At 63.5% G+C, this 19,902-nt stretch carries 15 protein-coding genes; 11 read left to right on the forward strand and 4 right to left on the reverse strand.

Features of this window, described 5'->3' with window-relative positions; genetic code table 11:
* Positions 1–122: 122 nt before the first annotated feature.
* The 3 genes from mpl to VLE48_13110 are packed head-to-tail and all read left to right on the forward strand — an operon-like array spanning position 123 to position 4,058.
* Positions 123–1,550 carry a UDP-N-acetylmuramate:L-alanyl-gamma-D-glutamyl-meso-diaminopimelate ligase gene (mpl, locus tag VLE48_13100; GenBank protein HSA93944.1) on the forward strand — a complete coding sequence of 476 codons (1,428 nt, stop codon included), beginning with the start codon at positions 123–125 and terminating at the stop codon, positions 1,548–1,550.
* Positions 1,550–3,346 carry a PDZ domain-containing protein gene (locus VLE48_13105; protein HSA93945.1) on the forward strand — a complete coding sequence of 599 codons (1,797 nt, stop codon included), beginning with the start codon at positions 1,550–1,552 and terminating at the stop codon, positions 3,344–3,346. The genes mpl and VLE48_13105 overlap by 1 nt, the downstream gene beginning before the upstream one ends.
* A gap of 7 nt (positions 3,347–3,353) precedes the next feature.
* The gene (locus VLE48_13110; protein HSA93946.1) at positions 3,354–4,058 is read left to right on the forward strand and encodes a lysophospholipid acyltransferase family protein; all 705 of its coding nucleotides are present in this window, start codon (positions 3,354–3,356) and stop codon (positions 4,056–4,058) included.
* A gap of 12 nt (positions 4,059–4,070) precedes the next feature.
* Here the strand turns inward: VLE48_13110 and lpxD are convergent, their stop codons facing one another.
* Both lpxD and VLE48_13120 read right to left on the reverse strand, forming a co-directional pair.
* The gene (gene lpxD / locus VLE48_13115; protein HSA93947.1) at positions 4,071–5,090 is read right to left on the reverse strand and encodes a UDP-3-O-(3-hydroxymyristoyl)glucosamine N-acyltransferase; all 1,020 of its coding nucleotides are present in this window, start codon (positions 5,088–5,090) and stop codon (positions 4,071–4,073) included.
* A 102-nt stretch (positions 5,091–5,192) separates the two neighbouring features.
* On the reverse strand, positions 5,193–5,678 hold the full coding sequence (locus tag VLE48_13120) for a hypothetical protein (GenBank protein ID HSA93948.1): 486 nt from the start codon (positions 5,676–5,678) through the stop codon (positions 5,193–5,195).
* A gap of 264 nt (positions 5,679–5,942) precedes the next feature.
* Between VLE48_13120 and VLE48_13125 the strand changes: the two genes are divergently transcribed.
* The 8 genes from VLE48_13125 (at position 5,943) to VLE48_13160 (ending at position 18,246) form a co-directional block, all read left to right on the forward strand.
* Entirely contained in the window at positions 5,943–7,439 is a 1,497-nt protein-coding gene (locus VLE48_13125) for a hypothetical protein (GenBank protein ID HSA93949.1), read from the forward strand.
* 72 nt (positions 7,440–7,511) lie between these two features.
* On the forward strand, positions 7,512–10,982 hold the full coding sequence (gene dnaE / locus VLE48_13130; GenBank protein ID HSA93950.1) for a DNA polymerase III subunit alpha: 3,471 nt from the start codon (positions 7,512–7,514) through the stop codon (positions 10,980–10,982).
* Positions 10,983–11,032: 50 nt separating this feature from the next.
* Positions 11,033–11,986 carry an acetyl-CoA carboxylase carboxyltransferase subunit alpha gene (locus VLE48_13135; GenBank protein ID HSA93951.1) on the forward strand — a complete coding sequence of 318 codons (954 nt, stop codon included), beginning with the start codon at positions 11,033–11,035 and terminating at the stop codon, positions 11,984–11,986.
* A gap of 94 nt (positions 11,987–12,080) precedes the next feature.
* On the forward strand, positions 12,081–13,919 hold the full coding sequence (locus VLE48_13140) for a 2-oxoacid:acceptor oxidoreductase subunit alpha (protein HSA93952.1): 1,839 nt from the start codon (positions 12,081–12,083) through the stop codon (positions 13,917–13,919).
* Between the two features lie 2 nt (positions 13,920–13,921).
* Positions 13,922–14,965: a 2-oxoacid:ferredoxin oxidoreductase subunit beta gene (locus tag VLE48_13145; protein HSA93953.1), complete on the forward strand. Its 1,044-nt coding sequence runs from the start codon at positions 13,922–13,924 to the stop codon at positions 14,963–14,965.
* Between the two features lie 612 nt (positions 14,966–15,577).
* Complete coding sequence (locus VLE48_13150) at positions 15,578–15,901, forward strand: 2Fe-2S iron-sulfur cluster-binding protein (protein ID HSA93954.1); 324 nt, start codon at positions 15,578–15,580, stop codon at positions 15,899–15,901.
* A 63-nt stretch (positions 15,902–15,964) separates the two neighbouring features.
* Positions 15,965–17,023 (forward strand): hypothetical protein, encoded by a 1,059-nt coding sequence (locus VLE48_13155; GenBank protein ID HSA93955.1) that lies wholly within the window; start codon positions 15,965–15,967, stop codon positions 17,021–17,023.
* A 68-nt stretch (positions 17,024–17,091) separates the two neighbouring features.
* Entirely contained in the window at positions 17,092–18,246 is a 1,155-nt protein-coding gene (locus tag VLE48_13160) for a hypothetical protein (GenBank protein HSA93956.1), read from the forward strand.
* 12 nt (positions 18,247–18,258) lie between these two features.
* Here the strand turns inward: VLE48_13160 and VLE48_13165 are convergent, their stop codons facing one another.
* Positions 18,259–19,074 carry a tetratricopeptide repeat protein gene (locus VLE48_13165; protein HSA93957.1) on the reverse strand — a complete coding sequence of 272 codons (816 nt, stop codon included), beginning with the start codon at positions 19,072–19,074 and terminating at the stop codon, positions 18,259–18,261.
* 97 nt (positions 19,075–19,171) lie between these two features.
* Positions 19,172–19,900, reverse strand: coding sequence for a peptidoglycan-associated lipoprotein Pal (gene pal, locus VLE48_13170; protein ID HSA93958.1), 729 nt, complete (start codon positions 19,898–19,900; stop codon positions 19,172–19,174).
* Positions 19,901–19,902: the final 2 nt, after the last annotated feature.

Consider the following 19,902-nt stretch of genomic DNA (forward strand, 5'->3'; position numbering starts at 1 on the left):
CAAGGCAACATCACGCTGCCCTTCGGCGTGCGAGTGCGGCTGGAAGTGAAGCAGGAAGTGCGGCTCACGGTCATGGAAGCCGCCACCACACCTGCGCCGGTGGCTGCACCCAGCGTCAAGTCATGAGCGAGCAGCAGCACATCCATCTGATCGGGATTTGCGGCACGGCCATGGCGTCGCTTGCCGGCTTGCTGAAACAGCGCGGCCTGCGAGTGACCGGCTCCGACGCGGCGGTGTATCCGCCGATGTCCGAGATGCTGGCGGCGCTCTCCATCCCTGTCCAGCAACCGTACGCGGAAAGCAATTTGCAGCCGCGGCCGGACCTGGTGGTAGTGGGCAACGCCATTTCCCGTGGCAACCCGGAACTGGAATACGTGCTCGACCAGCGCATCCCCCTGCGCTCCATGCCGCAGGTACTCTACGAATTCTTCCTGCGGGGTCGGGAGTCGATCGTGGTGGCGGGCACGCACGGCAAGACCACCACCACGGCGATGCTGGCCTGGATCTTCCAGGCGGCCGGGCACAATCCTTCCTTCCTGGTGGGCGGAGTAGCGGAAAACTTCGCCTCCAGTTTCGCGCTCAAGCCGGGGAAGCACTTCATCCTGGAGGGCGACGAGTACGATACCGCGTTCTTCGACAAGGGTCCCAAGTTCCTGCACTACTTTCCCGATGCTGCGGTGCTGACCTCGGTGGAATTCGACCACGCCGATATCTATAGCGACCTGGAAGCGGTCAAGACGGCCTTCCGACGGCTGGTGAACCTGGTGCCCCGGCGAGGGGAAATTGTCGCCTTCGATGCCGATACCAACGTGAGCGATTGCGTAAGCCGGGCCCTGTGCAGGGTGGAACGCTACGGGTTCCGCGAAGGCTCACACTGGCGGGCGACGGACATCCGCTATGAGCCGGCGTGCACGCGATGGTCGGTGATGCGCGAAGGGCAGCCCTGGGCTGAGTTCGAATTTCCCTTGGCCGGTGAGTACAACGTGCTGAACGCCACTGCTGCGGCCGCGGTGGCGGCGGAATATGACGTTCCACCGGCAACCATCGGCAAGGCGTTGCGCGAGTTCAAGGGTGTGAAACGCCGCCTGGAGGTGCGAGGCGAAGTGAACGGCGTGACCTTTGTGGAAGACTTCGCACATCACCCCACGGCCATTGCCGGCACGTTGCAGGCGCTGCGAATGCGCTATCCCGGTCGGCGGTTGTGGGTCCTGTTCGAGCCGCGTTCCAACACCCTGCGCCGCAACGTGTTCGCCGAGCGGCTGGTGGAAAGCCTGGCGCTGGCGGACCGGGTGGTGATTGCGGACATCTTCCGCCCGGAGGTTATCCCGGAAGCGGAGCGGCTCGACCTCGCCAAGGTGTTGACAGAGCTTGGACGCCGCGGAACCGGCGCGCAGAATCTGGCCGATGCCGATACCATCGCGACGGCGGTGGCGCCGGAACTGCGACCGGGAGATGTCGTAGCCATTCTTTCCAATGGCGGTTTCGGCGGCATCTACGAAAAGCTTCCCCAGCGGCTCAAGAACCTTTCCGCGGTTTCCTCCAGCGCCTGATGCGACGCACCGGCTTCCTCATCCTGTGGGTCTGGGTCGCGGTGGCGACGGCCGCCGCCGCACCGCCCGTGGACTACACCATCTCGCTGGCGAATGCGCGCCAGCATCTGCTGAAGGTGCGACTCCACGTGGCCGGCACGTCGGCGGAGCGCGACGTTCAGTTGCCGGTCTGGAACGCCCTCTATCAGGTACGAGATTTCGCGCAGTACGTGCGGCGGGTGACGGCGAAGAACGCCGCAGGGCAGTCGCTGCCGGTGCGCAAGCTCGACAAGACCACCTGGCGAGTGAGCCGGGCGGAGAGCGGCGCCGACCTCGAGTACGAAATCCTGGCCGAGCTTCCCGGCCCGTTCGGCTTCCATGCCAACGGCACGCACGTCTTCCTGAACCTGGCCATGGTTCTGATGTACCCGCTGGACTCGCGTGACGCGCCCATGACCGTGACCTTTACCGACGTGCCCGCGGGATGGCGCATCGCCACGGCGCTGCCCGTGCTTCGCTCCGGCGTCTACACTGCCCGGAACTATGACCGCCTGGTAGACGGGCCGGTTGAGATTGGAAATTTCCGTGAAGTTTCTTTTGAAGAGGGCGGCGCGACTTACCGGATCGTGGTGGACGCCAATCCGGCCGACTACGACCTGGACCAGATCAAGGGCTGGGTACGGCAAATCGTGACGGCCGGGGTGTGGTGGATGGACGACCGGCCCTTCACCTCGTACCTGTTTCTCTACCATTTTCCGCGGGGACACGGCGGAGGAGGAATGGAGCACGCCTACTCGACCGCGATCGACGTGAGCGCCGACTACCTGCGCGAGAACCCGCTGGAGTTTACGGCCGCGACCGCCCACGAATTCTTTCACCTGTGGAACGTCAAACGGCTCCGCCCGCAGTCCCTGGAACCCATCGACTACACCCGGGAGAACTTCACCGTGTCGCTGTGGTTTGCCGAGGGTGTGACCTCGACCGTGGCCGATCTCCTGCTGTTGCACGCCGGCCTGATGAGCGAGCGGCAGTACCTGGATGAGCTGACCAAGGAGATCCGCACGCTGGAGCTGCGGCCCGCGCACCGGGTGCAACCGGTGGAGGAGGCTAGCCTGGACACCTGGTTCGACAAGTACCCCCAATATCGCACGCCGGAACGCAGCGTGAATTACTACAACAAGGGGCGAATCCTGGGAGTGTTGCTCGATCTGGCAGTGCGCGAGCGCTCGGGCGGCAGGAAGTCACTGCGCGATGTGCTGCAGTGGATGAATCGCAACTACGCCAATGAGGCGCGCTACTATCCGGATTCGGCGGGCGTGCAGCGGGCGGCCGAGGCGGTGACGGGCTCAGACTTCTCGCAATTCTTCCGCGACTACGTGGCCGCAGCCGAAGAACTGCCCTATAACGAATTGCTGGGCACCGTGGGCTTGAAGCTGGAGCGCAGCAAGACCACAGTGGTGAATCCGGGATTCCTGACGGTGCGTAACTTCGACCAGCCTTCGGTGGTGGTTTCGGTGGATCCGGGAAGCGAGGCGGAGCGAGCGGGCCTGACTCCGGGAGACACGATCCTGACCGTCAACGGCAAGCCGTTGAGTAACGACTTCGAAAACCAGCTGGCGGGCATGAAGATCGGCGAAACCCTGCGCCTGCGCGTGACAGGCCGCAAGGGCTCGCGGGAAGTGAAGATCAAACTGGGAGGCCGCGAGCAGGAGTCGTTCGCGATCATCGATCTGCCCTCGGCCACTCCCCAACAACGCGCGCGACGTGCCGCCTGGCTGGCCAGCCAACCGGAAGAAGCCGTCGCTTCCACGCCTTAGCGCCACCATGCTGCGCAGCCTGATCGCCTTCGGCTTCTATGCCCTGGTGGCTCCGCTGATCGCCGTGATCGGCTTCCCGTGGACGTTCCTCACCGGCAAGGTCGACTTTCTCTACTGGATGGGCACGCGGGCAGCGTTTCTGGGGATGAAGCTGGCGGGCATCCGGGTCGAGGTGATCGGGCTTGACCGGCTGGAGCCAAACCGGCCTTACATCTTCATGTGCAATCACGTGTCGAATGTAGACCCGCCGATCGTAGTACCGCTGATTCCGGGGAGGACGTCGGTGCTGGTGAAGAAAGAGCTGTTTCGCATCCCGCTGCTTTCCCGAGCCATGCGTATGGGCTCGCTGGTGCCGGTGGACCGCTCCAACCGCGAAGCCGCCATCGCCAGCCTGCAGGCCGCGGCCGAGGTGTTGCGCAAGGGCATCCACATGACCATCTTTCCCGAAGGCACAAGATCGCGGGATGGGAAGCTGCTGCCGTTGAAGAAAGGGCCGTTCTACCTGGCCGTGGAGACCGGGGTGGCGATCGTGCCCATGACCATTCTGGGGACCTTCGAAATCATGCCTAAAGGGAGTCTGGCCATCCGAGCCGGTACCGCCACGCTGATCTTCCATGAACCCATCGAGGCGAAGAACTTCGCGACGCGCGAGGCCCTGACGGAGGCGGTGCGCCAGAAGATGGCTGAGCCCCTGCCTCCGGAGCGGCGCTGAAGGCTTTCCGCCTCAGTCCTGCGCTGCGAGCCTCTGCTCCAGTTCTCGCAGCGTCTTGACCAGGTCCGGCAGGCGGTTGAACACAGCTACGGAACGCAACCACTGCTTGTTCTCGATGGCGGGATAGCCGCTGATTGTCTTGCCGTCGTCCACGTCGTTGGGGATGCCACTCTGTGCGGTGGCCACGACGCCGTCTCCGATGCGACAGTGACCGGCCACCCCGACCTGTCCGGCGAGGATGACGTTCTTACCCACGTCGGTCGAACCGGCCAGGCCGACCTGCGCGCAGAGCAGCGTATCTTCGCCCACCCGGGAACCGTGACCGACCTGCACCAGGTTGTCGATCTTCGCGCCGCGAGCGACACGGCTCTCGCCGACGCTGGCGCGGTCGATGCAGGCGTTGGCCTGCACTTCGACATCATCTTCCAGCACGGCCGGGCCGGACTGCACGATTTTCTGCCAGTGCCCGGCATCGTCCTTGGCGAAGCCGAAACCATCCGCGCCCACCACGGCGCCGTTCTGCAGGATGACGTTGTCGCCCAGGCGGCAGTGCTCGCGCACCACCGCGTGCGCGTGGGCAAAAAAGTTCCGGCCGATCCGCGCGCCCTGATACACGACGACATGCGCCAGCAGGACGGCGTCGTCCCCGAGTTCTACATCCGAGTCGATCACGACGTAGGGTCCGATGGACGCGTTCTTGCCGATGCGCGCAGAAGGATGGACGACGGCGGTGGGGTGCGTGCCAGGAGCGTAGCGCGGCGGTTGATAGAAAAGTTCGAGGGCGTGCGCGAACGCCAGATACGGATTCTTGGTCCGCAGCGTCGGCTTGTCGAGGGCCGGGAAGTCTTCCGCCACAATGATCGCTGAAGCGCTGGTGGTTCTTGCGGCAGCGGCGTACTTGGGGTTGGCGACGAACGTGATTTGTCCGTGCCCGGCATCTTCGATGCCCGCGACCCCGGTGATTTCCATCTGGCCCGCTTCCGCATCCGTGAGGCTGATGCCCAGTTTGCTTGCAATCTCAGAGAGTCTCATCGCACTTTGTCCGCGCGCCTGGCTGGCGCAGTAGCTCGGTCGTGATTGTACCGTTTGGCAGCAGACGGCAGGGCAAGGGTCAGAGGAACGGAAGGCTCAGCGCTACTCGGAGAACATGGAAACTTGGCGTGCGTCGGCGGCAGCGGCTCGCCGGCGCGCCGCCGTGCGCGCGCCAATCACCGCGAGCACAGACATTTCCAACAGGGCGGTGCGAGGCACGAAGATGCGCTGGGTATTGGAGCGCGTATCCGGAGGCGTTACCAGGTATCCCTCCGGGCTCGCCTGCATGAGGTCATTCGGCATCAAGCCTTCCATGACCTCATTGTCGCGGAAGCGCATGCGCACCCAGAGTCCTTCGGCGCGTGGGCGGGTGGCGAAAGTCTTGCGCGTGGCCACCGCAGTGGGATCGGCGAAATCGCGCACGAAATACACACCCTTGACGTCTGCCAGGTCGAGTGTCACCACCTGCCCGGCAGTATTCAGCATTTCCAGCTTCCCGCCGGAGACGAAACCGGTAGGATTCACGAAGCCCTGGATGGAGTCGCGGTCCAGTTTGCAGACTACGACTTTCTTGTGCGTCGACGGCATGGCTCGAAGCGGGCGCCACGGAAGGGGTTTCCTTCGGCGGCGACCCTCCTAATTGTCGCACCTTCGGAGCGCCTCGCTGTTCGCTTCCTGAGCCTTCAGTAGCCAAACGGTTAACCTTGTGCTATGATTGGGTGCTTGCGCGGTCCGGCGAAACACAGCTAAGTCTTTTGCGCGAAGTCACTTACAGTCGATTCTGAAGGGCTCAGCCCGGCTTCCGGGGCGGCCCTTTTTGCTGTTCAAAACAGGCGACCAGGGTCGAGCCCGATGGCCGATTACATCTACACCATGGAGACCCGGCTGACGCCGGATCAGCAGCGCGGCGTGGCCTTGGTCCAGCAAGCCGCGCGCGCCCACGAGATGAATGTCTATCTCACCGGCGGCTCCATTCGCGACCTCATCAGCGGATTCACCATCCGTGACCTGGACTTCACCGTGCAGGGAAACGCCCTGCGTCTGCAGCGCGACCTGGAGAAGGCCGGGGCTGTGATCGAGCGCGTGGATGAGGAGCTCCGCGCCCTGCTGGTGCAATTGCCGGGCAACGTGCGTGCAGAGATTGCCATGGCGCGCGCGGAGAAGTACGACAAGCAGGGTAAGCCTCCGGAGGTCGCTGCGGCCTCTATCGTCGAAGATCTCCGGCGCCGCGACTTCACCGTGAACGCCATCGCCCTTTCGCTCAACGAAGGCTCGCGCGGGCTGCTGCTGGATCCTGCCAACGGCGTGGCCGATATCGAGGCCAAGCTGCTGCGCATCCTGCACAGCTATTCCTTTTTGGAGGAGCCTTCGCGACTCATTCGCGCGACGCGCTTTGCCGCTCGTTTCCATTGGATGATCGAAGAGCGTACCCAGGCCCGCTACGACGCCGCCAAGGAGAACCGCTACATCGACAACATCCTGCCGCGCGCGGTAGGCCAGGAGATCGAGCAACTGGCCTACGAAGAAAACCCGCTGGTCATCCTGCGGGCGCTGGAGAAGGAAGGTTGGCTCAAAGTATTGAGTCCACATTGGACGGTGGGCAAGGCCGATGCGGATTCGCTGGCGAAGATGCAGCGCACGCGCGAGCTGATGGTCCAACACGGCTTCGTGCCGGAGGCGTCGGCGGCCAGCATGTATTTCCTTACCCGCCGCCTGGCAGACCGGGACATCACCGCGCTGCAGAAGCTGATTCCGCGGCGAACGCTGGTGGAGAAATGGAACCGGCTGCACGACGAGGCGAAGGCGTTGGCGACGCGCCTGAGCGGCAAGGAGGCAGCGACCGCCTCCAAGACCTGGAGATTGCTGAGCGAGGCGGCGCCAGAGACGATCCTGTTCCTTGAGGTCACGGCACGCGCCCAGTCCGTGCGGCAGAAGATTCGCAATTTCTTCGGCAAGTGGCGTCAGCTCAAGCAGCGGTTGCCGTTCCCGGAGATGGCGGAGATGCACATTACGCCGGCGCTTGCTGAGTATCCCAAACTGACGGAGGAGGCGTTCCACCTCCTGCTGGATGGCCGCTTGCGTTCCCACGGAGAGATTGTGCGGTTCCTCAAGCCCTACGCGCCGCCCCCGCCGCCGCCTCCAGCCCCGCCGGCCAAGAAGCGCAAGAAGGGCGAACCGGAACCCGTCAAGCCTGTCCCAGCGGCCGCTCCTGCGGCGAAGAAGCCGCCCGAAAAGGTGAAGGGCAAGAAGCCGGCCGCACCCAAAGCGGCGGTCAAGAAGGCACGACCGCAGGAGCCGGCGCGCAAGTTCGCGAGGCCAAAGCCCGCAAAAAAGAAGAAGAAACACTAGCTAGGTCGTACTGCACCAATCTGCGGCATGTTCCAGGTAGCTGGTTCTAGCTACAATGGACCGAAGCCCAGCATGTCTCAGTTCGTCCATCTTCATCTGCACACCGATTACTCGCTGCTCGACGGCGCCTGTGAAGTGGAGAAGCTGGTTTCGGTGGTGAGAGGTCACGGCATGCCGGCCGTGGCCGTTACCGACCACGGCAACATGTTCGCGGCAGTGCATTTCTACAACGCCGCCCGCGCCCAGGGGATTCGGCCCATCCTGGGCTGTGAGCTGTACATTTCCAAGAAGGAAGACCACCGGGTGTCCGAGGGCGACAGCAGCTACAACCATCTGCTGGTGCTGGCGGAGAATGACGAGGGTTATCGCAACCTGGTCAAGATCACATCCGAAGCTTCGCTGCACGGCTTCTATTACAAGCCGCGCGTCAGCAAGAAGTTCCTGGCCGAGCATGCCCGGGGCCTCATCTGCCTCTCCGGCTGCCTGAAGGGAGAGATCCCGGAACTGCTGGTGGCGGGAAAGTATGAGGCGGCCCGGGAAGCCGTGGGTTTCTACCGCGACGTGTTCGGCAAGGAAAACTTCTTCCTGGAAATCCAGGACCACCAGGGCCTACCGGCCGAACGCCAGATTCATCCCGAACTGTTCCGTCTGGAAAAAGACACGGGCGTTCCGCTGGTCGCGACCAACGACAGCCACTATCTCTGCGAGGACGACGCCCACGCGCAGGATGTGCTCATCTGCATCCAAACCGGCAAGTCCATCCAGGACCCCAACCGGCTGCGCTTCGCAACCAAGCAGTTCTACCTAAAGAGCTACGAGGAGATGCTGAGCCTCTTCCAGGAGGCGCCCCAAACGCTGGCGCGCACGCTGGCCATCGCCGAGCGTTGCCATGTGAAGCTGGAGAAGGTAGCCAACCCGTTCCCGCACTTTGAGGTGCCGGACGGGTTCACGCTCGACAGTTATTTTGAGCACGTCACGCGCCAGGGGTTCGCGCGGCGGAGGGAGGTTGTGAGGGAACTGGAGCGGCAGGGGCGGCTGCGCAGTCCGCTGAGTGAGTACGAGCAGCGGCTGTCCCACGAGATCGACATCATTCGGCAGATGCGCTTTTCCGGTTACTTCCTCATCGTCTGGGACTTCGTGCGGTACGCCCGCGAGAATCATATCCCGGTGGGTCCGGGGCGCGGCTCGGCGGCGGGGTCGCTGGTCTCCTATTCGCTGGGAATCACCGACATCGATCCGCTGCAGAACGGGCTGCTGTTCGAGCGCTTCCTGAACCCAGAACGCGTGTCCATGCCGGATATCGACATCGACTTCTGCATGAACCGGCGCGGCGAGGTCATCGACTACGTGACGCAGCGTTACGGGCGCGAGAACGTGGCCCAGATCATCACCTTCGGTACCTTGGCCGCCAAGGCCGCCATCAAAGACGTGGGGCGCGCCATGGACATGCCTTATCCCGAAGTGGACCGCATCGCCAAGTTGGTGCCGGCACAGATCAACATCACCCTGGAGCAGGCGTTGCGGGATTCCCCCCAGTTGCAAGCCGCCTACCAGGACGACCCGCGAGTACGCGAACTGATCGACACTGCGCGCAAGCTCGAAGGCATGGTGCGCAACGCGGGAGTGCACGCCGCGGGCGTGGTGATTTCGCCGCAGCCGCTCATCGATCTGGTGCCGCTGCACCGCACCAAGAACGAGGAGATCGTCACCGCGTTCGATATGAATGCGGTGGAAAAGATGGGCCTGCTGAAGATGGACTTCCTCGGGCTCACGACCCTCACCATCATCGACGACGCTCTGCGGCTGATTGCGCAGACCCGCGGCCGGCCGCTCGACCTCGACGCCGAGCCCCTCGATGACCGCGAGACCTATGAGAGGGTCTTCCATCGCGCCTTGACTTCGGGCGTGTTCCAATTCGAGTCGCACGGAATGCGCGACGTGCTGCGGCGCTACCGGCCCACTTCCGTCGAAGACCTGACGGCGCTCAACGCGTTGTACCGCCCCGGCCCCATCCAGGGAGGCATGATCGATGACTTTATCGAACGCAAGCACGGTCGTCGCGCCATCCACTACGAATTGCCGGAGCTGGAAGAGATCTTGAAAGAGACCCTGGGGGTGATCGTCTACCAGGAACAGGTGATGCAGATCGCCAATCGGCTGGCGGGCTACTCGCTCGGCGAGGCCGACTTGCTGCGCCGCGCCATGGGCAAGAAGAAACCCGAAGAGATGGCCGCGCAGCGCGACAAGTTCATCACCGGAGCCGTGCAGCGCGGTTTTCCGGAGCGGAAGGTGGCGAAGATCTTCGACCTCATGGAGCAGTTCGCCGGATACGGCTTCAACAAGTCGCATTCCGCCGCCTACGCCTTGCTCGCCTACCACACCGCCTATCTGAAGACGCACTACCCGGTGGAGTTCATGGCGGCGTTGCTGACCTCGGAGACCGGCAACACCGACAAGGTGGTGAAGTACATCAACGAGTGCCGCGAAATGGGCATTCCCGTGGAGCCGCCGGATATCAACGTGAGCGACGCCAACTTCACCCCGCACGGTGAGGCCATCCGCTTCGGCCTGGCCGCCGTGAAGAATGTGGGCCACAGCGCCATTGATTCCATCCTCGCGGCCCGCCAGAAGCTGGGGCGTTTCCGATCGCTGTTCGAGTTCTGCGAGAACGTGGACCTTCGGCTGATGAACAAGCGGGTGCTGGAGTCGCTGATCAAGAGCGGCGCCCTGGATTCACTCGGCCGTCGTGCCCAGCTCATGGAGGCGCTCGACCGCGCCATCGAGCGCGGGCAGAAGGCACAGCGAGACGCGGAAGCCGGCCAGCACGGCCTGTTCGGCGTGTTTGAAGAGCCGGGCGAGCCTGCCGCTGATCGCCTGCCCGACGTTCCCGATTGGGACGAGCATCAGCGCCTGGCCGGCGAGAAAGAAGTCGTCGGCTTCTTTCTCACCGGACACCCGCTCGAGAAGTACCGCGGCAAGCTGGCCGATTTCCGCGCGCTCGACACCGACGGCATCGCCGGCCTCAAACAAAGCACCGGGCGCGACGAGGTCCTGGCCGGCGGCATACTGGCGAATATCCGTGTGCAGCGGTCGCGCAAGGGCGAGCTGTATGCGCAGGGCACGCTGGAGGACATGGCGGGCTCGGTCGACATTCTGGTTTTCCCGGAAGCCTACCGCCGGCTGCATGAGCGTCTGAAGCTGGATGTCCCGGTGCTGGTGCGCGGCGGGGTGCGGGTGGAGGAAGGAGCATCGCCGCGCCTGCTGATCAGCGAGATCACGCCGCTCGAGGAAGCCCAGCCCAAGCTGCCCCGCTCCCTGCGCATTCGCATCCCGCTCGATGTGGCCACCGAGGACACCATCGACGCCCTGCACAACATCTGCCGCGAACGGCGCGGCGAAGCCCGGGTCTTGTTCGACGTGGAACGGGAAGGGGATTTCATGGTGGTCATGGAGGCGGAAGGCTATAATGTTCTTCCCGACCGGACCTTCATCGCCCGCGTTGAGGAGCTCTGCGGCCGCGGCAGCGTCCGCGTAATTGACTGAATCGCAGAGAGTCTTTCGGCCCTGGCCGCTGACCAGGGGCTACCGTCCCTATGGAACCCACCACCAAGGCGCAACGCGAGCTCGAGGATATCGAGAAGCAGATCGAGCGCTTGCGGTCCGTGGCCGGCTCGAACCAGGAGGCCCGGCGCCAGCTTGAAGACCTGCACGAGCAGGTGGCGGCGCTGCGGGAACAGTTCTATACCCACCTGGCATGGCAGAAGACCGAGCTGGCCCGGCATTCGCAACGTCCCTACACCCTCGATTACGTGGAGCGCGTCTTCACGGACTGGTGCGAGCTGCACGGGGACCGCGTCTTTGGCGACGATCCGGCGCTGGTCTGCGGCCTGGCTCGCTTTCATGGCAACGAAGTCATGGTCATCGGGCACCAGAAGGGTCGTGACACCAAGCAGCGCCTCTATCGCAACTTCGGCCAGGCGAATCCCGAGGGCTATCGCAAAGCGTTGCGCTTGATGAAGCTGGCAGAAAAGTTCGGCCGGCCCATCATTACCCTGATCGACACACCCGGCGCCTATCCCGGCCTGGGGGCGGAAGAACGAGGCCAGGCCGAGGCCATCGCCCGCAACCTGCGCGAGATGGCGCGCATCGAGGTGCCGATACTGGCTGTCATCACGGGGGAGGGCGGTTCGGGAGGCGCGCTGGCCATCGCCGTCGCCGACCGCGTGCTCATGCTGGAGAACGCCATCTATTCGGTGATCTCGCCCGAAGGTTGCGCTTCCATCATGTGGCGCGACGCCGCGAAGAAAGACCTGGCAGCCCAGGCCCTGCGCATCACCGCGCGCGACTTGATGGAATTGGAGTGCGTGGACGAGATTGTTCCCGAGCCCGAGGGCGGGGCGCACACCAACCACGAGGATGCGGCGGTGCTGCTGGATACCGCGCTGTGGCGCCACTTCAAGACCGTGCTGGAGATGCCGCCTGCGGAGTTGCTGGAGAGTCGCTATCAGAAGTTCCGCCGAATGGCGCAATTCTTCACCGAATCCTAGCGTCGTCACAGGCTGTTGTGCGGCCGTGCGACAGCCCGGCGGGGTGCCGTATAATAAAAATTCAGCTTGTTGATTCTGAAAGGGATAGTCACGCATGGCCATTGGGGATGTAGCCGTCCAGGAAGCTCCCACCCGCTCCGGCGATAAGCGCATAGTCAACGACTTCAGCCTGCAGGTCGCGACGGTGAACGGCTCGGGCTCGCAGACCGCCAACATGGTTCTGTTGCGCTCCATCTTTCAGATGGGTGTGCCGGTCTCAGGCAAGAACCTGTTTCCCTCCAACATCGCCGGCCTGCCCACCTGGTTCACCATCCGCGCCAACAAGCACGGGTACATTGCGCGCAAGAAGGAAATCGACTTCCTTATTGCCATGAACCCGGAGACGGCGCAGGAAGACGTGATGTCGCTCTCACCGGGCGCGGCCGTGCTGTATGACGAGCACCTGAACCTGTCGCGCCTGCGCAGCGACCTCACCTTCTATGCGGCCCCGTTCGACAAGCTGGTGGTGCCCGTCTGCCCGGAAGCCAAGCTGCGCAAGCTGGTGAAGAACATGCTCTATGTAGGTGTAGGTGCCCAACTGTTGGACATCGACATGGGGCAGATCGAAAAGGCGCTGCGCAAGCAGTTCAAGAAGAAGGTCAAGGCCGCCGACCTGAACTGGGGAGCGGTCCAGGCCGGCTACGACTACGCTAAGGCCACGTTCCCCAAGGCCGACCCGTACCACGTGGCGCCCATGAACAAGACCCAGGGCAAGATCATCATCGAGGGCAACGCCGCTTGCGCGCTGGGCGCGATGTTCGCCGGCGTCACCGTGGTCACCTGGTATCCCATCACGCCCTCGTCCTCGCTTTGCGAGCAGTTGATCGACTACATGAAGCGCTACCGCATCGGCCCTGACGGCAAGGCCACCTTCGCCATCGTGCAGGCGGAGGACGAGCTGGCCGCGGTGGGCATGGTGATCGGCGCGGGGTGGGCGGGCGCGCGCTCCATGACTTCGACCTCGGGCCCCGGCATCTCCCTGATGGCGGAGTTCACCGGCCTGGGCTATTACGCCGAAGTTCCCGGCGTCATCGTGGACGTGCAGCGCGTCGGCCCCTCCACCGGCCTGCCCACGCGCACCATGCAGGGGGACATGAGCTTCTGCGCCATGCTCTCCCACGGAGACACGCGCCACATCATGGTCATCCCGTCTTCGGTCGAGGAGTGCTTCAGCATGATGGGCGATGCCTTCGAACTGGCCGAGCACTTCCAGACCCCCATCTTCGTCATGACCGACCTCGACCTGGGCATGAACAACTGGATGGCCGATGCGTTCACCTACCCGGAGAAGCCCATCCAGCGCGGCAAGGTTCTCAGCCAGCAGGATCTCGAGCGCTTGGGTAGCTTCGCGCGTTACAAGGATGTGGATGGCGACGCGGTCGGCTGGCGCACCCTTCCCGGTACCGACCACCCCAAGGCCAGTTACTTCACGCGCGGCAGCGGCCACAATGAGAAGGCCCAGTACAGCGAGCGTCCCGACGACTACCAGAACAACATGGACCGGTTGCGCAAGAAGCTGGAGGTCGCCAAGCGCCACGTGCCCCAACCGGAAATCGCGGGCGACGGCAAGGCTAAGGTGGGCATCATCGCGTTCGGGACCACGCACTGGGCCATCGTCGAGAGCCGTGACCAGCTGCGCGACGAGTACAAGCTGGAGACCGATTACCTGCGCCTGCGCGCGTATCCCTTCACCGCTCAGGTGGAAGACTTCGTCCGCCGGCACGAGCGCGTGTATGTAGTCGAGCAGAACCGTGACGCGCAGGTGCGCGACCTGCTGCGCATCGACCTCGACCCCACCCTGGCGCCGCGCCTTCGGAGCGTGCGCCACTACAACGGGCTGCCCATCGATGCCCGTTCCGTCACCGACGAGATTGTTTCCCAGGAGGGCAAGTAGACATGGGCACCGCACCCACACCGGTGGCCGAGAAGACCAACCGCATCGGCCTGACCGTGATCGAGTACAAGGGCGGCAAGACCACGCTGTGCGCCGGCTGCGGCCACAACGCCATCTCCGAGCGCATCATCGACGCCCTCTATGAAATGGGCGTCAAGCCGGAAACCGTGGCCAAGTTCTCGGGCATCGGCTGCTCCTCCAAGAGCCCGGCCTACTTCTTGAGCCGCTCGCATTCTTTCAACGCCGTGCACGGGCGCATGCCGGCTGTGGCTACGGGCGCCCTGCTGGCCAACCGGACGCTTCGCGGCATCGGCGTCAGCGGCGACGGCGACACGGCCTCCATCGGTATGGGCCAGTTCGTCCACCTCATGCGCCGCAACATGCCCATCATCTACATCATCGAGGACAATGGCGTGTACGGGCTCACCAAGGGCCAGTTTTCCGCCACCGCCGATTTGGGTTCCAAGCTCAAGACCGGTGTGGTCAACGACCTGCCCGCCATCGATACCTGCGCCATGGCCATCGAACTGGGAGCCACGTTCGTGGGCCGTTCTTTCTCCGGCGACAAGCGACAACTGCTCGCCATGCTCAAGGCCGCGATCGCCCACAACGGTACGGCCATGCTGGACGTGATCTCGCCCTGCGTTACCTTCAACGACCACGAAGGCTCTACCAAGTCGTACAAGTACGTGAAAGAACACGACGAGCCGGTGCACGACGTCAGCTTCGTTCCGTTTTTCGAGGAGATCGACGTTCAGTACGATCCCGGCACGACCATTGAGGTGACCATGCACGACGGATCGCACCTGCGCCTGCGCAAGCTGCACGACGAGTACGATCCCACCAACAAGATCGAAGCCATCCGCACGCTGTTGGAGGCACACGATAAGGGCGAGGTATTGACCGGTGTCTTCTACGTGGCTCCCGACAAGCCCAACTTCCTCGAATTGCTGCACATCACCGAAGCTCCTCTGGCGACCCTGCCGGAGTCAGTGGTCCGCCCACCGCGCCAGGCGCTCGATGAGGTGATGGAAGAGCTGCGTTGAGCCGGTCTTGCCGGTTGAGCTCCGGCGAGTCCCCAGGCTGAATCCTGAGCGAGTGAAGGGAAGTCCTGCCCAGCCTCAGGCTGTCCGCTTGTTGTTTTTGGGCGGAACCGCCTGACCGGAGTGTTCGGGGCTCTCGCCGGGCTCGGGGAAGTCCGTATCGTATTCCTTGGCCAACGGGTCAACGCCGCGGTGTCCGAGTTGGCCGGTGAGTGAAACCGGAAGCCGCTCTCCCGGGCGCTCGGCTTCCGTTGCTCCCTTCGCCAAATCGCTGTCCCTGCGTTTTCTTTGCTTTGCCTTGCGCCGGTTCTTCTGCATGAGTAGCTCCCGCCACGCGTCCTCGGAGCTAGTGTGCTCCCAGACGGGCAAGCGCCACAAGGCAAGCGCAACTTTCGGCCTCCGGCTGGGTTCAGATTCGATGAAGGCAGTGGGAAGTCTGATGCCGGGTGAGTTGGACCTCCGGTCACGTCGCTGAATCGTGCCCTGGCGCCGGTCCGTGAGGTTCTCGAGGGCAGCCGTTCCGCCTCCTTGGACCGTGGCCGGCTGCCCCTCGTCTTTCTCCCGGCCGGCTTTTGCGCGGTTGCCTCCCGCCGGGTAGAATCGCTGTCCACGCCTATGAGCACGCCTGGTCCGCTGTTCCGCCCCTACGAGCGGATGGTCAAGATCCAGATCAAGGGCAAGGAGTTCACCGTGCCCGACGGCAACATGCTGCTGCGCGTGTTTCAGTTCCTGGCGCCCGAGACCATTCCCTACGGCCGCTTCTGCTGGAACGAGGACTGCCAGTACTGCCGCGTCACCTATGACCACGGCGAGGGCACCCCCAGCCACGTCGCCCTTTCCTGCAAGCTGATGGTCAAGGGCGGTATGCGGGTCACCGAATTCGCCCAGGAGATCAAGTACTGCCTGCGCACGCTCGACCTGGGCGACGAGAAGAAGTAGCAGGATTTTCGCCCTGGTAGGCCCGCCTGCGGTATCATTCGTGCCTTCCCGCCGAGGTGCCCCATGAAGCCTAGCTTCAGGTTCTGCCGAGTCGCAGGGCTCCTGCTTCTTGCCGCGTTGACCGCGATCCAACCCGCCCTGGCCCAGGACGAGCCCACCATCGTCAAAGATTCCATTCGGTTCATGCCTTTCACCAGCACCTGCAGCAGTTGCCCGGACTATGTCCTTAGATGGTGGCCTCAGATTTCGTTCCGGGTCAACGGCCCCATCGCCGCGGGCAGCCAACTGTACGTGGAAGTCTCGGCCCCCGGCATCAGGAAACCCTGGAAAACGTTCGATTGCACGACCGGCACAACCCTGGCCGGCTATTGGTGGGAGGTGAAGGAGTGTGGCGGCGCCAATATTGCGCAGGATAAAGGCGTCTTCTACACCGGCTTGATCGAGTTCAAGATCCGGCTGCGCAACGAAGTGATGGGGACAGACACGACCCTATTCACCGGCAAGGCCAAGGTAGGCAAGGTCACTCCGCCGTTTTCAAGCGCTGCCGGAAGCTTCCTGTATTACACGGATTTCGATTGGCACATCCCCATCGGCTTGATCTACCTCGCGCCCGGCCCGGGTGTCCCGGACTTCTTCCCGCCGCGTTTCTTCGCAAGAATCTGGCTTCGCGCCAGCGATCCCAATCCGAATGCGTTTCACTTGTTTTATCAAGGCAAGGAGGTGGCGAAGGAAAAGGGTTGTACTGCTGATACCTACGGGGCCGACACGAGGACGAAGTATAACTGGGCACGCGTCACCTGCGATTTTCGCTATGTGTACGGTAAGAAGCCGGACCCGCAGCACATAAGCGAGGACGCGCCGTTGCATGAGCTGAGTTCTCACCCGGGCGAATACGAGATCAAGATGGTCTACAAGGGAGAGCTGGCCCGATCCATCAAGTTCACCGTGGCGGCCGACGGCAGCTTTGACAATGGCATCGCCTCCGCCAACCAGCTGGGCGAAAACGCCACTATCGTGCCCGTCAAGGTGATCGGGAACCAGGACGGCGTATGGGACCGGCTGGCATGGAAGACCGGCGCCTTCTACGGCAATCCCTTAACCGGCTTCACGGCCCCGCCATAGAGAGCAGGAAGCCGGAGGTAGAAACGGCCTGATTCAACAGATTCACTCCCAGAACCGGCGAGGTGCACATGAAAGACAACATTAGATGTTGGAGGGTTCGTCTGCTCCTGCTGGCGTTACTCATGCTCCTGGCGGCAGCAGGTCAACCGGCGCTGGCCCAGGAAGGGCCGGCCATTCAAAAAGACTCGTTGCTCTTCACCGCCTACACGGTCGCCGAGTATCGCGGGAACTACGACGTGTGGAGCTGGCTCCCGAAAGCCGAGTTCCGGGTGCACGGGCCCATCGAGAGCGGCGATCAGCTTTTCGTGGAAGTTACGCTGCCCGGCCGTGGAGCGTGGGTGAAATTCGACTGCGAGACGCGAGAAACTCCGGAAGGGCGCTCGATGGAAACCGAGTGCGGCGGCCGGGACGATATTCCCGAGGCCAAGAGCGTCACCTACGTCGGACCGGTCAGCTTCGCTATCAAACTGCGCAACCCGCTGAGCGAAGCGGGAGTCAAAACCCTCTTCACGGGCAAGGCCAAGGTGACGAAGTCCCGTTCCAACGAACGCGGCCCCAAGGCGGTCAACAAGTTCGTCTATTACGTGGACCACGATTGGACCCTGCCTATCGGTTATGTCTACCTGTCCTCCGACGATCCGAAGCTGCCTCGATTGGAGGTGACTTTTTGGGCGCGTGGCGATTTTTCCAGCGGGCCCGGTGAACCACGCAAACCCTTTTCCTCGATCGGGCCCCATTTGCTCTATCAGGGGAAAGAGGTGGGCTTGATCTTCCTGGACGGGGACCAGATGGGCAGTCCGAGCTGCGGCAGCCAGAAAACTCTCGAAACCGCACGGACCGTAGACGAAAGCGTGCCTCAGCAAGGCGAGTGGACGCGGGTAACCTGCACCTTCTACAGCGTGTTCGCCTGGGACAAGACAGGCCAGCAAAAGACGCCTCTGCCGGGTGAGACCGGGAAGCCGCACCTCCTCAGTGGAAACCCGGGCGAGTACGAGCTGAGAATCCTGGCCGGCGGCCGCTTGGCGCGTTCACTGAAGTTCACCGTCGATGAGGAGGGAAAGATCGTCGACAACGGCATCGCCGCGGCCAACAAGCTCGGCAGCGACAAGGTGATTGTCCCGGTCAAGTTCACTGGAACGCCGGACGGGGTGTGGAACAAGCTGGCGTGGAAGACGGATGCCTTCTATGGCAACCCTCTGACCGGCTTTACGTGGGTTCCCTAGTCCGGCGGACAGCTACCGCGCCGCGACGCCCAGCTTGCGCAGTCGGTCGCGCGCCGAGGTGGCCTCGACCGAACGGGGATAGCGCTTGATGAGCTCGCGCAGTGCCGTGACGCCGGCGTCTTTCTGTCCCAGTTCCACCAAGGCGAATCCCTTCTTGAGCATCGCGGCGCGCGTCTTGTTGCCTCCGGGATACTTGTCGAGGACGAAGTCGTACCCTTCGATGGCGCGCTGGTAGTTGCCCTGCCGGTAGTCGATGTCGGCCAGGTAGAACTGCGCGTTGCCGGCCAGTTCCGTGGTCGGATAGAAGCGCATGTAATCGGTGAACTGCTGCGAAGCCAGGTCCAGGCGCCCGGCGGTGTAATCGCGCAGCGCGTTGTTGTAAAGCACGTCGGGCGGCGGGGCATCGGCCGGGGGAGTGGCCGGCGCAACCCCGATGTTGGCGCGCGCCTGCTCCATGGCGTCCAGTTGTTCCGCTACCTTGCCCACGCGCGCCTTCAGCTCGTCGAGGGAGTCATGCAAAGCCTGCACCTGCTGGGAAACCTGCTCGGTGCGCTCGCTCTGCTGCGTACTTTGCTCGGTCAGCGTCTTTTCCAGCCGGGTGACCGCCGCCGACATCTTGGTGATGTTGTCGGTGCTCTGCTCGGTCAGGGTGCGCATCACGCCCATGCGTTCGTCGAAGCGCTGCTGCATGGCCGTCATCTGCTGCTGCAGCGCTTCCACCTGGGTTTGCAGGCGAATCAGGCGATCCTTGGTGCTTTGGGCCTGTGCGGGCGCAGCCAGAGCCAGCGCCGCAAGGACCATGAGAATGCGGGGACTGCGTTCGGTCATGGGCATGCCTCGAATGATTGCCACGAGCCGGTGCGACCAGCGCCCGGCCGGCTTATAAATGCAGCGGCCGGGAGGGTCGCTCCCGGCCGCTTAGAAACTACCTCTGATACACGAAGTGACCGCGGCGGTTCTGCTGCCAGCAAACTTCGTTGGACTGGGTGCAGAACGGCTTTTCTTTGCCGAAGCTGATGGTGCGAATGCGGTCGGCGCTCACACCCAGCCGTATCAGCGCCTCACGCACGGCGTTGGCGCGACGGTCGCCCAGGGCGAGGTTGTACTCGGTGGAGCCGCGCTCATCGCAGTGTCCTTCCACCACGAAGCGAATGCCGGGATGCTGCGCCAGAAAGCGCGCGCCGGCCTCGAGCGTGCGTTGGCCGTCCGGCCGGATGTCGGAGCGGTCATAGTCGAAGTAGACGTCCTGGACGTTGCGCGCGAAGAGTTCCACTTCGCTCTCCGAGGGCCCGGCCGCGGTGGGTTCCGCCACCGTGATCCGCACCGAGTCGCTGGCTTCACCGCCGGGACCCTTCGCCGTCAGGCTGTACGTGGTCGAGGTTTCCGGTGTCACGGCCTGCGAGCCGCTGGGCGCCACCGATCCAATGCCGGAGATGACCGCGCTATCGGCGTCGGTGGTCTGCCACGTGAGCGTGGCCGCCTGTCCGCGCTGGATGCTGGTCGGGCTGGCGGAAATGGAAGCCGTGGGCGCGGTCGGCGGCGGAGGAGTCGCGGCCGGCGGCGGTGGGGCTTCAGTTCGTTTCTTGCATCCGCCCAGCGCCAGCAGGACCGCCAGGGATGCGATGATCCACCACTGCCTCGTGTTCCGTCTCAACG

The sequence above is a fragment of the Terriglobales bacterium genome (assembly GCA_035454605.1).
Lineage (GTDB): Bacteria > Acidobacteriota > Terriglobia > Terriglobales > Acidobacteriaceae > DATMAB01.

What these genes read in the sequence shown, in the direction of transcription:
- VLE48_13155 (HSA93955.1), top strand. Translation starts at nt 15,965, where the DNA reads ATGAAGCCTAGCTTCAGGTTCTGCCGAGTCGCAGGGCTCCTGCTTCTT.
- mpl (HSA93944.1), top strand. Translation starts at nt 123, where the DNA reads ATGAGCGAGCAGCAGCACATCCATCTGATCGGGATTTGCGGCACGGCC.
- VLE48_13165 (HSA93957.1), bottom strand. Translation starts at nt 19,074, where the DNA reads ATGACCGAACGCAGTCCCCGCATTCTCATGGTCCTTGCGGCGCTGGCT.
- VLE48_13140 (HSA93952.1), top strand. Translation starts at nt 12,081, where the DNA reads ATGGCCATTGGGGATGTAGCCGTCCAGGAAGCTCCCACCCGCTCCGGC.
- dnaE (HSA93950.1), top strand. Translation starts at nt 7,512, where the DNA reads ATGTCTCAGTTCGTCCATCTTCATCTGCACACCGATTACTCGCTGCTC.
- VLE48_13135 (HSA93951.1), top strand. Translation starts at nt 11,033, where the DNA reads ATGGAACCCACCACCAAGGCGCAACGCGAGCTCGAGGATATCGAGAAG.
- VLE48_13110 (HSA93946.1), top strand. Translation starts at nt 3,354, where the DNA reads ATGCTGCGCAGCCTGATCGCCTTCGGCTTCTATGCCCTGGTGGCTCCG.
- VLE48_13125 (HSA93949.1), top strand. Translation starts at nt 5,943, where the DNA reads ATGGCCGATTACATCTACACCATGGAGACCCGGCTGACGCCGGATCAG.
- VLE48_13145 (HSA93953.1), top strand. Translation starts at nt 13,922, where the DNA reads ATGGGCACCGCACCCACACCGGTGGCCGAGAAGACCAACCGCATCGGC.
- VLE48_13120 (HSA93948.1), bottom strand. Translation starts at nt 5,678, where the DNA reads ATGCCGTCGACGCACAAGAAAGTCGTAGTCTGCAAACTGGACCGCGAC.
- VLE48_13160 (HSA93956.1), top strand. Translation starts at nt 17,092, where the DNA reads ATGAAAGACAACATTAGATGTTGGAGGGTTCGTCTGCTCCTGCTGGCG.
- lpxD (HSA93947.1), bottom strand. Translation starts at nt 5,090, where the DNA reads ATGAGACTCTCTGAGATTGCAAGCAAACTGGGCATCAGCCTCACGGAT.
- VLE48_13150 (HSA93954.1), top strand. Translation starts at nt 15,578, where the DNA reads ATGAGCACGCCTGGTCCGCTGTTCCGCCCCTACGAGCGGATGGTCAAG.
- VLE48_13105 (HSA93945.1), top strand. Translation starts at nt 1,550, where the DNA reads ATGCGACGCACCGGCTTCCTCATCCTGTGGGTCTGGGTCGCGGTGGCG.